This window comes from Acinetobacter sp. UBA6720 (assembly GCF_002454215.1).
Lineage (GTDB): Bacteria > Pseudomonadota > Gammaproteobacteria > Pseudomonadales > Moraxellaceae > Acinetobacter.
In genome coordinates this window covers 1-259 of record NZ_DKIK01000007.1, presented here as the reverse complement: position 1 = coordinate 259, position 259 = coordinate 1, and the positions used below count along the sequence as shown (strand labels likewise).

The following is a 259-nucleotide window of genomic DNA, read 5'->3' as shown; positions in this document are numbered from 1 at the left end:
TGAAGCCCACGGTGAGCAAAGGAACAATGCAGCATTGCCCACTTCTTCAATCGTCACATTACGTTTTAGTGGCGCAATCTTTTCATTGGCATCGAGCATTTTACGGAAAGATTTAATCCCCGATGCTGCCAAAGTACGGATTGGACCTGCAGAAATTGCATTTACACGAATACCATCTACGCCCAAGCTAGAAGCTAAATAACGAACACCCGCTTCTAAAGACGCTTTAGCCATACCCATCACGTTATAGTTTGGCATC

1 protein-coding gene is annotated in these 259 nt (G+C 44.8%); it reads right to left on the bottom strand.

Annotated elements, in window-relative coordinates:
* A partial coding sequence (locus B4F08_RS00635) for an SDR family oxidoreductase (RefSeq protein WP_291372428.1) occupies positions 1-259 on the bottom strand: 259 nt, incomplete at both ends.